Source organism: Larkinella knui (assembly GCF_003858645.1).
GTDB lineage: Bacteria > Bacteroidota > Bacteroidia > Cytophagales > Spirosomataceae > Larkinella > Larkinella knui.
Genome location: NZ_RQJP01000001.1, coordinates 805,460 through 818,078 on the forward strand (window position 1 = coordinate 805,460; position 12,619 = coordinate 818,078).

The following is a 12,619-nucleotide window of genomic DNA, read 5'->3' on the forward strand; positions in this document are numbered from 1 at the left end:
ATTTTTCGGGGAAACACTACCGGTTGATTGCCGGGTGATACAATTTGTGGAAAGAGAAGTCGGGATCACGCATTTCGCGTTCATTCCTGCTGGTTTCCAATTGGGCGGCTGTTGCATAAACAAGCATTTGCTGTTCGTAATCGTGAATAGCCGCTTCAATAGTTTTAAATTTCCCGTTTGTTAGGTTATCGGACAAGATCAAAGCGTCCTTCAGTCCGGTATTTACACCCTGCCCGGCAAAAGGCGGCATGATGTGAGCCGCATCGCCAATCAGCGTTATCGGCAGCGGGCGATTCGTTTTCCAGGGTTTATCCAGCGGTATTTTTCTCGTTGGCCAGATCACAAAAGAAGCGGTTGCGCGGAACAGTTGCCGGTAACGTTCATCCCAATCGGAAAACCGCTGCAAGAGGAACCTGATCAGGCGGTCGTTAGACTGAACGTCTGCTCCATTTTCGAAATCCCATGATGAGGGTGTTTCGAAAATTACATTGTAGCTCAACAGACCGCCGTTTTTTGGATTGGCAACGACTAAATTACCTTTGCTGGCCGCCATCAGGATGGTATCATTGCACAACTGGCAGAACGCTGCGCAGGTCGCTTCCGGTTGAGGTACTTCGCCCTGCAAAATCAGCGTTCCGGTGTATTCGATTTCGGCATCCGTCACCTGTTCTCTTGCCCTGGACATGCCTCCGTTTGCGCCGATAACCAAGTCGGCCGTTGCCGTTACATCGGTATTGAAATGCAGCCGCCATTGGCCGTTATGCGCTTCGAGGCCGGTACATTTTCGGTCCCACACAACGGTATCGCCTGGTAAACTATCGAGCAATAGTTTCCTTAAATCGGTTCTGTTGATCTCAGGGGAATCGAATTGGTCTTCGGGAGTCGGTTTTTTAGCGAACAATACGTTGCCTTGGGCATCAGCCACGGTTCTGCCCATGGGAATCGCCATGGCATAATACCGCTCCAATAAGCCTGCTTTTTTGAGGGCGTCCTGCCCCGAACCCGTATGCAGGTCGAGCGTACCGCCCGAAATTCGTGTCCCTGCGTCCCGATCTCGCTCGTAAACGGTGACGTCTACTCCCTCTTGCTGTAGTAATTTCGCCATGGTCAGACCAACGGGCCCTGCACCGAGGATGGCTACTTTTTTCGTGTTCAGTATCATGATTTTGCATCGTTTTAAAACGATGCAAAATTCGGGAATGCGCCTGCGTGAATCTTGTACAAACGCGACAAAATCAGGGCCCGAAGCCGGTTTTCAGCGCATTGTTTTTCGGCGGAAGCCCACTACACAGGCTCCCACAATTCAATCTTGTTGCCGTCTGCGTCCATGATATGGACAAATTTTCCGTAGTCATACGTCGCAATGCTATCGAGTATGGTTACGCCGTTTTCTCTGAGTTTGTCCAGCAGGCCTTCCATATTCTGGACCCGGTAATTAATCATAAACTCCTTTTTGGACGGAGAAAAATAGTCATCTCCGGTTTTGAAAGGACTCCATTGGAGCGAATCGATCTGGTCTGGCTTGCTGATGTTTCTGGATTCAAAACTTGCCGAACCCCAGGCATTGATGTCAAACCCTAAATTTTTTGCATACCAGTCTTTCGTTGCCTGCAGATTGTCTGAAAAAAAGAAAATACCTCCAATTCCGGTCACCTTTGGGGTTGTATCGGCAGGTGAAGTGGCGTGGTCTTGTTGATTGCTTTGATCTTCCATCGTGGTTTTTAGTGATTATATCACCGTTTCAGGTCGTGTTATACGCGAAGTTAGTGTCAATAATCAGTTTATGCGGCATGGATGGTAATTCGCATGCCACGGGCAGCTGCTGGCGTCGTGTCCCGGGGGCCGAATCGTGCTCGTGCAACCCGGTTTTGCGTACACCGGCTGGCCCGCTTACGGGATGCATACCCGCTAAAAGGCGCGGGTCTGTGTGTTTCGTCGGCGAATCGCTTCTTCGGTTCTGGGAATGAAATTTTCCCTTACATTAAATTCGGCGGTGGCCTGAACTTGTTCAATAAACGGCCGCAGACTGTTGTTGTATTCCTGAAACGCTACTTCAAAATCCCCGTTGTGTTTTTGCAACGCATCCGCTACGGCGGTAGCACCAATCATTGACAACGATGCCCCCATACCGGCAGCGGGCGAAGCGCAATAGCCGGCATCGCCCACCAGCGCCACCCGGCCTTTTGTCCACGACGGCATTTTTATTTGACAGAATTTATCGAAGTAAATTTTTTCAGAACGCTGCATTTCGTCCAGTAATTCTGCGGTTCGCCAGCCCAGCCCGGCAAACTGGTCCAGAATAATTTTCCGTTGTTGTTCCTCATCGCGGTAATGGTACGGAATTTCTGCTTCTGAATTGAAACAAAAAATGATGTCTGTTTTCGTGTTGTACGCATTCAGCATCATGCTCTTGTCCGGTACACCATAAAGTTGCATCGTTTTTGGTTTGATCAGCAATTTATTCACAATGATGATCGAAAAATAGGCTTTCAGAAAATGGCTGTAGTCGGTTTCGTGACCAAACCAGATTTTCCGTACGGCCGAATGGATTCCATCGCAACCAAACACCAGGTGAAAGGCTTCCTGCGAGCCGTCTTTACATGTGACGTGAATAGCGTCCGGAGTCTCCTTTAGTGCGGTGATACTCGTGTTGAAAATAAAGTCAACCTCATTTTTTAACGTATCGAATAAAATCCGCACAAATTTATCCCGTTCAATTTCGATCTCCTCATCGGGAAGGTCTTCATTCCCGTTTGATACGATGATCGAGCCTTCCGTACCATCATCGGCGTTTTTAAATTCGATCCTTTCTACAGTTAGTCTGTTGGCTTTTAATTGCTCAAAAATGCCCATACGCCTGGCGGCATCTGCGGCTGGACCCTTTATATCAACAGCTGCGCCGGCAGTTCGGGGTGCGTTGGCTATTTCAACCACCGTGACTTTATAACCCAATTGATTCATCCAGTAAGCAGTGGAAAGTCCGGCCATACTAGCCCCCGAAATGAGTACTTTTTTCTTGTTCAATGTGTTCATTTCTATACGGTTTTACTTGACGATGCAAAGCAACAGCATACAGAAAAGATAAAAAACGGCAATACGACGTAAGTATTGGACTAATCGCGGTTTTTGCTCCGGAAAGCTAATGCGGTCATTCCAGCCACTTTGGTGAACAACCGGGAGAAGTACGGGTAATCGTCATAGCCCAATTCAGAAGCGATTTCTTTCACCGATTTATCGGAATGATAAAGCAACCGTTTTGCTTCTAAAACGACACGTTCCTGTATGTGATGTGAAACGGAATAACCGGTTGTGTTTTTAACGCATTCGTTCAGGTAAGCGGTCGATAGATTTAACTTTTGGGAATACGCTGCCGGCCGTTTTTCCGTGGTGTAATGACGCTCCAATACTTGGTTGAAAGCTTTGGTAACCACTTCGAACCGGGAGAGCTTATCCGCTGATTTTGCTTGGTTTACATACTGGGAAGCAACCAGGGCGACCAGGGCATTGCAACCATCTCTGAGTAAAGAATGATACAGGTTGTCGTTTTTGCGTTCGGAAAACTTCAGGCACAGCGATGCCGTTTCGGAAATAATGGAAAACGTATCGGCGGCCAACGCTAGCGGTTTTGTGGGGGTGATGTTTTCCAGCAGCTCCAGATAGTCAGGATTCAGGTTTTCATTACTAATGGCCAGACTGCAGACTACTACCTCCTTGAATGCCAAAATAAGATGCACCTGATTGGGGTGCATGTAAATGACCGCCGGAGCCTGAATGCTGTACGTTTTAAAATCAATTTCAATGGAAACGGTTCCTTTTTCGAGCAAAAAGAAGGAATGACAGTCGTGCCGGTGCGCTTGTTTTGCATCCCTGAAGGTGAGTAAATCGTTAACGGCTATTTTTTCAATAGAAATACCGGCGTTATACGCGTCAGCAAAATAATTAACCGGAATCGATGTTGTTTTTTTAGGCATGATCTGTTCAAGTCAAAATCCCCGATTGCTCCGGTATCAGGCTGGTACAAACGCCACCAAACCAGCGCGAACTTCCTGTTTCCTGGCTTTTCGCGCGAAGGCCGCTGGCGTCGTGCCGCTGTAGCGCTTGAATTCCCGGCTTAAGTGGGATTGGTCTGTATACCCCAGCTCATGCGCCAGGCCGGCAAGGTTAGCCGCCGGATCGAGCCATAATCGGTTCCGTACCTGCTCGAAGCGCATCAGACCGGACACCTCTTTAACCGTATGGCCGGACGATTGTCGGAACTTCCTTTCCAGCGTACGAACCGTTGCATGGGCGGCTGCCGCTACTTCACTTACCGGCATGGTGCCGTTTGCTTCGCTCATGGCCACTCCCGCCTTGAACAGCAGCCGGTCGACAGCGGGTTGCGGGCGGGCATTCAGAAAATACTGGTTCAGCCGCGCCACCGCGTCCCCTATCTGGCCGGCATTGATGCAGGCTTCCAGAGCGGGTTGGAGTCGGGCGATCGGATGCTCAACCCTGCGCACGCCGTCGTTACCGGATGGCAGTCCGAGCAGATCGAACACGGTCCAGGGAAAACACCGGACGCCAAGAATTTCCAGCCGGTTTTTCGCGTAAAATAGAACCGGCTGATTGAGCAGGCCGATCAGAAACGGTGAGGGCAAGGGCCGCCAATCGCCCTGATCCGAAAGGCTGCACCCACTTCCGAAATGAAAAATTAGTTCAACATAGCCATCCGGTATTACCTCAAAACCCGCTGGTTGTTCTCCGAAGTCTTTTTGGTCGTACCAAAAGCACTTGATCGTATCCCGTAACGTTTCGGGCGGGTCAAATTCCAGATGCTGCATGTTGAAAGATAGCTTGTTTGGGGTGCAATAGAAACCGTATGAAGGAAAGAAATCATACCGGAAAGCCATTGGTTTTAGTTCTTGTGTTAGTAAGCTATTGATTGTCAAACAGATGTCTCTGTTTTTTTTGATTAGTTCAATGCTCCCCACTGAAGAGTCCCTGAACCGCTTTGGTGCGGGAGTTGACATCCCGCTTGAAAAGGAGGGAAGGGTGGTGGCGATCAGTTGAAAACACGAAAGTAGCAACATCCGGTACCGTCACGCCAACGCCTTCGGGCACTAGAAACCGGTCGAAAGCTAGTCATATGCCCGTTGGATAAAATCTTCATCTGATGGAGCAACCTTTTGAGTTTAATCCTACTCTTCCCCATTAATAATCAGCGAATAACATAAACCTTATCCTTTATGAAAACCTTTCCCCGAATGGCCCTGTTTCCGGTTGGCCTGATCGTGTTACTGGATGCCTGTACGCTCGAAGACCACCAGCCGTCTCAGCAGAATCCCAATTGCCAGGTGCTGACCATGACCGTTACGAATAAAAGTTCGTTTGGGCCGCGTCTCAACAAAGATGAGCTCTTTGAGGTAGATGGACAACAGGTAATGATCGGGAAAACAAATTCGTACCGGTATACCTTCGATGAACAGGGGCGGCTTTCGGAAAGTCTGTTCATCACCTATACGGGCAGTACGGCTTATGTACGGGAAACGCTTGATTATGAGACGGATAAAATAACCCAAAAAATATACGAATTCGGGTCATCAGTTCCGTCCCTTGAGACGATTATTCCACTCAATGCGCAGGGCTTGTTGAACGAACCTGGATTAGTCTACAACGCAGAGGGGTATCTGGTGGAAGATAATAGAGGCCTAAATCCAACGAAGTACACCATCGACGGCAATGGAAACCTCATTCTGGTCGAGAACTTTTTATCGCCTGGTGGCGTACTCAACTATTCGCAAGCTTACGAGTACGATCTGTCGAAACCGAATACGCCTAACCCGGCACCCTACCGGGGGAAAACCAGTCGAAATCTGCCGACCAAATTTGTATTTAAGACCTATGAAAGCAATGGTGATGTAAAAACGGCTACCACCTCCGAAAACAACTACCTGTATGACTATGCCGGTCATACCATCCGGAGCTACAATTCCGGCAAAGTGGCAGGCGATGAGACCATCAGTTACGGGGTTACCGACTATGATATAACATGCCGATAGAAGCTACTGAATCCGGTTTTGGCTTAACATTTAGGGGTGCCCGGTAGTTTATAGCCCATACTAACACTCGGTCACATGAAAAATTTAAGTGAACTAACGTTTGAGGAGATTCAGAAAATGTATGCCTACGCCATTGACTTGGCCGCATCGTATGTAAAAGACGCTGAGAAACATTACAAAGCGGACGAAACGGAAAGGGGCGATAAGTTTATGGCAGCAGATAAAGAATGGACAGAATATGCCCGCTTGTTGGATCTGGAACTGCAAAGCCGGATAAAGGCAGCGGTAACCTATCAAACGGCTCAACCACAGCCATTTATTTAATTTCTGTCGGCCCTTTCTGGTTTCGCTTCATAGCCAGAAAGGGCCGATTCTTTAGTGCCCCGCGATTTCCGGCTTTTTACCAGCCGTCTCCAGCTCTGGCGGTTAACATAAATGCGGCCATATTACTGTCCCTAAACGCATCGATCATCCACCAAGCAAATGTCTGGTTTCCGTATTGGCCCGTTGGTTGAAGACATACACCATAATTAGCAAGTTGAGCAAGAGCATCGCCAGCAGCCAATAATACTTTTTGCGTTGAGAGGCCGGTGAGTTATAACTGAGAAAAAGAATCAAAATGGCAACGGCCAGATTGAGAAAAATGCTAAGAAGAAGCATACTAAGGGGATTGGAATCCCAAATGGATAATTACTCATTCATGTGCATTTTGGAAGAAAAGGAGTTGTGTGAATGGTCAACTAAATCTCCAAAATAAACCCGACCGCCTAAGTGGGGTTGTATTTATTGATTCATAGGTATGTCAAATAGGGAGCAAAAATAAAGCCGATGTTACCGATTTGCTTTACAAAGTAACATACTTGCTATTTTATAGTCAGATAGTTCAATTAGAGGGTTTACAGCCTAAAAACGAAGCCCGACTTGCCCGCCGGGCGTTTTAAAAAACGGTGCTTTCATCCGGTCTGGCGTTTGTGCCAAGTTGCCAAAGTCAATCAATTTATGTTGACTACCGTACTTTTTTCGTTCGGTTTGCATTAACCTGGTCTTTCATCCTACAACGGATTTACCGTAGCCTAAATGACTTGAAGGCGGTGTGATAAATTCTAGTTTATTCGTACTTCTTTACACAGTCTTCCTTCATAAACCAGTACTTGTATATGAAAAGAAACAGCTTTTTGAAAGCCTGTTTAGCAACCGGCACATTCCTGTCTTCGCCTTTCCTGTCTATTGGAAAAATACTAAAAACCTACCGGGTTGAGAAAGGCTTCAAAGTCGATGCGGGTCAAGATCGATTTAACCATGCCATTACTCTTTTTGATGGTGACACCTTCATGACAAAGGTATCGGGCAAAGATACCAATGGCGATTTGTACGTCTATGAATCGAGTCGTGTCAAGGAGGGAGGGCCAGTTCTTCATTATCACTTTGACCAGGATGAAATGTGGTATGTATTAGAAGGTGAATTTCTGATTAAGGTTGGCGACGTAATTCACCAGGCCAAGGCAGGTGATAGTGTATTTGGTCCCCGAAACGTACCCCATTGTTTTGCTAAAGTGGGGCCAGGAGTGGGCAAACTGTTAATGACCTTTCAGCCAGCGGGTAAAATGGAAGAGTGCTTCCAGAAAATTAGCGAAGGCGTAATGAAAACGATGACGGAAGCGGAACAGGACAAGTTTAGAGAAGCACATGGCTTCAAACGGGTAGGCCCGCCAATCAACCAGTTAAAAAGATAGGAAACCCGGATGGTTCAGGACTAACGGAGGTACCTGGTAGTTGCGACTCCATCAAAAATGGTCTACTTTTCAGAATACGGGCGAGAGTGTTCCCTTTTACCGGGTTACCGATTATGCCTATACGTTCCGGTGACCAATAAAATCGTTACGACCGATCTACAAGGGCCTGAGGATAGTTTCTTCAGGCTTTTGTATTCAAACTCCCTGGAGCGATTACGTCCTGCCATTAAGCATTGCTATTCGCTGCATTTGCTAAGCCTTCAAAAGCTTGAATACAGTCTTGGCGATGATGATCATGGCGATTAGGCGGCCTGGCGCATTGAGGTCGTGTAATCCTCGACCGGGGCTTCTATAATCGCCAACCGACTCGTGGCGATAGCCAGATCACGGGCTTCCGCGGACTTGTACTTCATGGCACCGATCATCAGGCTATCGTCACCATAATGCAAATTGAAACAGTGTTTATCGATGTCCCAGCGGATGAAGTTGTCCTCATGGGCAGCCGCCCGCTTGACCATGCGGATGCAGCGGAGGCAGGCGTCTTTAGTAGCCAGGAACTCACTGGTCATTAAGGGCTGGTGGTTCTGGGTCAATAGGCGCACCTGGTAATGGCCCGGGCTTTTGGCTTCTTCAATGATAAAATACATAAGGGTCATGGTTGTAAGTTAGGCTGCTTTAAGAAATTCTTTCGAGTTGGTCGTGGCCGCTTCGGATGGATAGGCTGCCGGGTGATTCGGGTAGAGGGTTGTTAACCGGTATTCGCCCGGCATACTTGCTTGTAATGCAAGTATAGTATAATTAGCGTATTCGTGTCAACTAATATAAGATATTTATATTATAAACATGCGGTAATGGTATGACAGTAATGACGGGACGCTTATCTTTGCGAACACAATCTTGTTAACAGAAAGTTGAATCACCCCGGTTTCAATGGAACCGGGGTGTTTTGTTTGATTAAAAAATCGCAGGACTCCAGGATGAATCTGCCTGTCACCTAAACGGAGAGTTGCTAGATTAATTCTGAATTAGGCCCTCAACAGTGGTCACATTTTGTTTTTTTTTACTTTCGGCGATCAGAAAGCTTTTTCTGGTTTGCACAATGTAAAGTTTAGGCCCGGCTAGTAAGTCGGGCTTTATTTTTCGGAATCTTTAGGTTTTGCTGCTGAACCCTGCCTGTTGCTATCCATAAAACGGATGGATTCGTTGGCTGCGATGAAGAGCCCAGTTCGCATTGAGATGCCACAGGCTCCATTACTACGGTTGCCCGGAGGGGCAATAGACCTGGCTTATAGATGATCAATACTCTTGTGAGAAACAGCATTCCCATCGTCATCCAGGAGGACATAGGGATTGTAGGCCACCTCAAGGACATTCTCTTCTACATCCGCAAAGTAAAAGAAATAGCCCCCAAAAGATGTCATTTCAGGTTCTTTCAGGATTTTAACCTGCTTTTCCTTCAGCTCTTTGAATAAGGAATCTACCTCCTGTTTTGTGTTTACGTTATAGGCTATCGTAAAGGACCGAAACCCCGTTCCGCTATCGGATACGCCTGACCCAATGGCAAGTGCTTTCCGGTCAAATAGGCTAAATAGAAAACCATTCATTTTAAAAAAGACAATATCTTTATTTTCAGCCACTGGTTTCCAGCCCAGTTTCTGGATGTAAAAATCTTTCATACCGGCTAAATCGGTGACCCCCAGCGTTATAACACTCACTCTTTGCTCCATCTTTCTTGTTTATTATTGAATCAAACCTTCGATCAAATTATCAAAACTTCATTCTTATTACCCAAAACCCATAACTTGTGGGACTGACGAATGGGAGGTTTAACCTACTAGTGATAGTCCTTTTGTTTAAAATCAAGTATACTAAAATATCACGTTTGTTTTACTAGAGATTGGTAAGGAGACAAAACCCGGTTCGTTAGCCGGGTTTTGTTTATTCGGGCATTTTAGTTCCTGAATTTGACAACCTGAACAAAGGTATACGGAGGTCTGATTTGCAATTATTCAAATCAATTTATTCCACTTGGTGGTTATGAAAGCAACTTCAACTTAAGTTATGCTGGAAAATCCTAAGATTTGGCTCGTTGACGATGACCAAAATATTATTGACGTTGTTGAGCGGGCTTTCGAAAAGCAGCAATTGAGTTGCCATATCTCGGTTTTTAAAGGCGCCGGAGAAATCATATCAATTCTTCAAAGTTCAAGTCCGCCTACGTTGATGATGATCGACTATTCAATGCCAGGTATGGATGGTGTAGCACTCATCGAATGGCTGAAACAAAATCCGGATACCAGGACCCTTAAGGTGCTTCTGTTCAGTCAATTTATGTCGAAGGACTTGATTGAAAAGGCGCAAAAGCTGGGTGTTTACGAAGTGGCAGTTAAGCCCTTTAGTTTTACAGATTGGTGTGTTCTGGCCAGAGATTTATGCCTGGCAGGCCATTTCGATTGATTCGCTACGTGCCCTTACTGTTCTTGTCGTTGCCCGGAACGTATCGATTTTTCTGAGCAAGCGGTTTGGTTTTAATAAAATAGTGTTTAGTAAATAATGCTTAATAAATTTTGATTTATACTAACCGTAGCTTCCAACTTTTGATGCTACATTGGAGTCTTTATTTCATTCTTTTAGTAGTATGCACATGCCCCGGAAAAATTATGCAAACCTACGAAAATAAAGGATTAACAGCGCCACATACATCCACTGGTTGGTCGTTCATCATTTGACAAATTACCTCAAGGTACTACCATCGGGTCTACTCTTGAAATAAAGACAACATCCAAAACGAAAGGCTTGTGCGGAAAAGAATACAGACTCATTTCGGCGTTTCGCTTAGCGGCCTACTGTAACGATTCGGGAATAGATAAAATGGACAGCCAGGCTTTACGCTTTGAGCGATCCCGTAGTTGGTCAGGGATTATTTTTCCTCAAAGTGATTAGCTGTTCGAAAATTCAACCTATGGACCCTCTTCTTTTGAAGGTAAATAAAACAGAAACGGATTCTTTTAGTGTCAATCACTTCAAGTATACGGGTTCTTTTCCGGGCTTGTGGCATTACCATGCCGAATACGAATTAACGCTGATCCTTAAAAGCTCCGGAACCCGGTTTGTCGGTGACCATATTGATCGATACACTGAAAACGATCTGATTTTTATTGGAAAGAATTTAGCCCATACCTGGAAAACCGACAGTTCAAAAGAGAAAAATCAGTCATCGGAAGCGCTCGTCATCCATTTTAAAGAAGACTTTTTGGGAAAGACTTTTTTTACAACGCCTGAATTGTATGCCGTAGAAAAGTTTCTGCAACTATCCCAGCGAGGCATCAAGATAATAGGGAAAACCCAGGCCGCCATTATCGGGCATATCCATCAGATCCAGACTTTAAGCGGTGTCAATAAATTAATCAAATTACTGCAGATTCTTAGCCTATTAGCTGAGTCTACAGAATTGATTTTATTGTCCAGCGAGGGATATAGCCAGTATATCAATGAAAACACGAATGATCGGTTAAATAAAGTTCATGCTTATATCATGAATAATTTTAAATCATCCATTCGACTGGCCGATGCGGCCGATGTTGCCATTATGAGTCCAACGGCTTTCTCCCGGTATTTTAAACAACGCATGCAAAAGCCATTTTCACAATTTGTAAATGAACTGAAAGTGGGCTATGCCTGTAAACTATTGATGTTGCATAAGTTCAGTATACAGCAGATCTGTTTTGAATGCGGATTTCAAAATGTATCCAACTTTAACAAGCAATTTAAAAGCTATACCGAACTGTCACCGAAACAATTCCAGCTAAAGCATAGAACGATGTACGTTCAGGCATCACTATACCAGCTTCAGGAGAATAACCCGGCTGATTAAGCTATCCGGTTTTTCAGCGGCTCTCCGTTTATAATCCTCAACACTTCTTCGGCGGCAAATTGCTGAAGAATCGGAATGCTGCGTTGGCTATACCAGGCCGTGTGCGAGGTGAGTATCGTATTGGGTGCCTGCCGGATCGGGTGAGAATCCGGAAGCGGTTCCTGCTCGAAGACATCGATACCGGCACCACCAATTCTGTTTTCTGTTAAGGCTTGCGCTAAGTCAACCGTATTGATCAACCCACCCCGGGACGTATTGATTAAAACCGCGTTCGACTTCATTTTCAATAACGATTCCCGGTTGATGAGGTGATGGGTTTTGTCGTTGAGCGGCAAATGCAGGGAGAGAAGATCCGAAGTAGCCAGGGCTTCTTCAAAGGTTATTTTTTGAACACCCAGCGCCTGCATTTCTTCTTCGCTCACGAAGGGATCAAATGCAGCCCGTTTAAAATGGAAAGCAGCGGCTTTTTTGAGGACAACCCGCGCGATCCGTCCGAATCCCAGGGTCGTAAACAAGGCGTCTTTACAGGCCGGAACCGTACCGGGCGGAATTATTTTCCAAACGCCCTCCCGAACCCGCTGATCCGTCGCCGGGATTTGTCGGTGGAGCGCCATCGCCAGGGCCATAGTGTGATCAGACACTTCATCGATGCAATAATCCGGTACGTTGCAAACCGGTATCTGTCTTTCCCGGGCGGCTGCCAGATCAAGATTATCAACGCCAATACCGTAGCGGACAATGAGCCGGCAATTTGCCAGGTTTCGGATGACGGTTTCCGTAATGGGAGCCCATTGAACGATCAGGGCAAAAGCATCCCGGGTTGCCGCCAATAAATCGGCTTCGCTTTTGCATTGGGCGTCGATAAGCTCATAGCCCGACTGTTCCAGCACCGCTCTTTCCGGGTTGATGTTTGAAAAGCCGTGATCCGTAATGACAATTTTTTTGGTGATGCTATCCATAAAAAGGTACGCCAA

General features: G+C 46.2%; 14 protein-coding genes. 5 read left to right on the top strand and 9 right to left on the bottom strand.

All coding sequences use genetic code 11. The features are described from left to right. Positions 1-16: 16 nt before the first annotated feature. The 5 genes from EHT87_RS03155 to EHT87_RS03175 form a co-directional block, all read right to left on the bottom strand. Complete coding sequence (locus EHT87_RS03155; protein WP_124903763.1) at positions 17-1,162, bottom strand: FAD-dependent oxidoreductase; 1,146 nt, start codon at positions 1,160-1,162, stop codon at positions 17-19. Positions 1,163-1,284: 122 nt separating this feature from the next. Then, a complete protein-coding gene (locus tag EHT87_RS03160; RefSeq protein WP_124903765.1) occupies positions 1,285-1,713 on the bottom strand; it encodes a VOC family protein in 429 nt (142 codons plus the stop codon). 195 nt (positions 1,714-1,908) lie between these two features. Further along, positions 1,909-3,033 carry an FAD-dependent monooxygenase gene (locus tag EHT87_RS03165; RefSeq protein WP_124903767.1) on the bottom strand — a complete coding sequence of 375 codons (1,125 nt, stop codon included), beginning with the start codon at positions 3,031-3,033 and terminating at the stop codon, positions 1,909-1,911. A gap of 80 nt (positions 3,034-3,113) precedes the next feature. Next, a complete protein-coding gene (locus EHT87_RS03170) occupies positions 3,114-3,971 on the bottom strand; it encodes a helix-turn-helix domain-containing protein (protein WP_124903769.1) in 858 nt (285 codons plus the stop codon). 36 nt (positions 3,972-4,007) lie between these two features. Continuing rightward, entirely contained in the window at positions 4,008-4,820 is an 813-nt protein-coding gene (locus EHT87_RS03175; RefSeq protein WP_124903771.1) for a helix-turn-helix domain-containing protein, read from the bottom strand. A gap of 405 nt (positions 4,821-5,225) precedes the next feature. Between EHT87_RS03175 and EHT87_RS03180 the strand changes: the two genes are divergently transcribed. Then, entirely contained in the window at positions 5,226-6,038 is an 813-nt protein-coding gene (locus EHT87_RS03180; RefSeq protein WP_124903773.1) for a hypothetical protein, read from the top strand. A 75-nt stretch (positions 6,039-6,113) separates the two neighbouring features. Further along, positions 6,114-6,362 (top strand): hypothetical protein, encoded by a 249-nt coding sequence (locus tag EHT87_RS03185; RefSeq protein ID WP_124903775.1) that lies wholly within the window; start codon positions 6,114-6,116, stop codon positions 6,360-6,362. Positions 6,363-6,506: 144 nt separating this feature from the next. Here the strand turns inward: EHT87_RS03185 and EHT87_RS03190 are convergent, their stop codons facing one another. Then, entirely contained in the window at positions 6,507-6,698 is a 192-nt protein-coding gene (locus EHT87_RS03190) for a hypothetical protein (protein WP_124903777.1), read from the bottom strand. 497 nt (positions 6,699-7,195) lie between these two features. Between EHT87_RS03190 and EHT87_RS03195 the strand changes: the two genes are divergently transcribed. Beyond that, entirely contained in the window at positions 7,196-7,771 is a 576-nt protein-coding gene (locus EHT87_RS03195) for a cupin domain-containing protein (protein WP_124903779.1), read from the top strand. A 302-nt stretch (positions 7,772-8,073) separates the two neighbouring features. Here EHT87_RS03195 and EHT87_RS03200 read toward each other — a convergent pair whose 3' ends face one another. Next, entirely contained in the window at positions 8,074-8,427 is a 354-nt protein-coding gene (locus EHT87_RS03200; RefSeq protein ID WP_124903781.1) for a DUF1508 domain-containing protein, read from the bottom strand. A 630-nt stretch (positions 8,428-9,057) separates the two neighbouring features. Then, complete coding sequence (locus EHT87_RS03205) at positions 9,058-9,498, bottom strand: VOC family protein (protein WP_124903783.1); 441 nt, start codon at positions 9,496-9,498, stop codon at positions 9,058-9,060. 334 nt (positions 9,499-9,832) lie between these two features. On the opposite strand from EHT87_RS03205, the gene EHT87_RS03210 reads away from it, so the two are divergent. Together EHT87_RS03210 and EHT87_RS03215 are read left to right on the top strand one after the other, a co-directional pair. Beyond that, on the top strand, positions 9,833-10,228 hold the full coding sequence (locus tag EHT87_RS03210; protein ID WP_124903785.1) for a response regulator: 396 nt from the start codon (positions 9,833-9,835) through the stop codon (positions 10,226-10,228). A 505-nt stretch (positions 10,229-10,733) separates the two neighbouring features. After that, positions 10,734-11,645, top strand: a complete 912-nt coding sequence (locus EHT87_RS03215; protein WP_148096024.1) for an AraC family transcriptional regulator — start codon at positions 10,734-10,736, stop codon at positions 11,643-11,645. On the opposite strand, the gene EHT87_RS03220 is transcribed toward EHT87_RS03215, so the two are convergent. Next, the gene (locus tag EHT87_RS03220) at positions 11,642-12,604 is read right to left on the bottom strand and encodes a C-terminal binding protein (RefSeq protein WP_124903789.1); all 963 of its coding nucleotides are present in this window, start codon (positions 12,602-12,604) and stop codon (positions 11,642-11,644) included. The genes EHT87_RS03215 and EHT87_RS03220 overlap by 4 nt on opposite strands. Positions 12,605-12,619 lie beyond the last annotated feature (15 nt).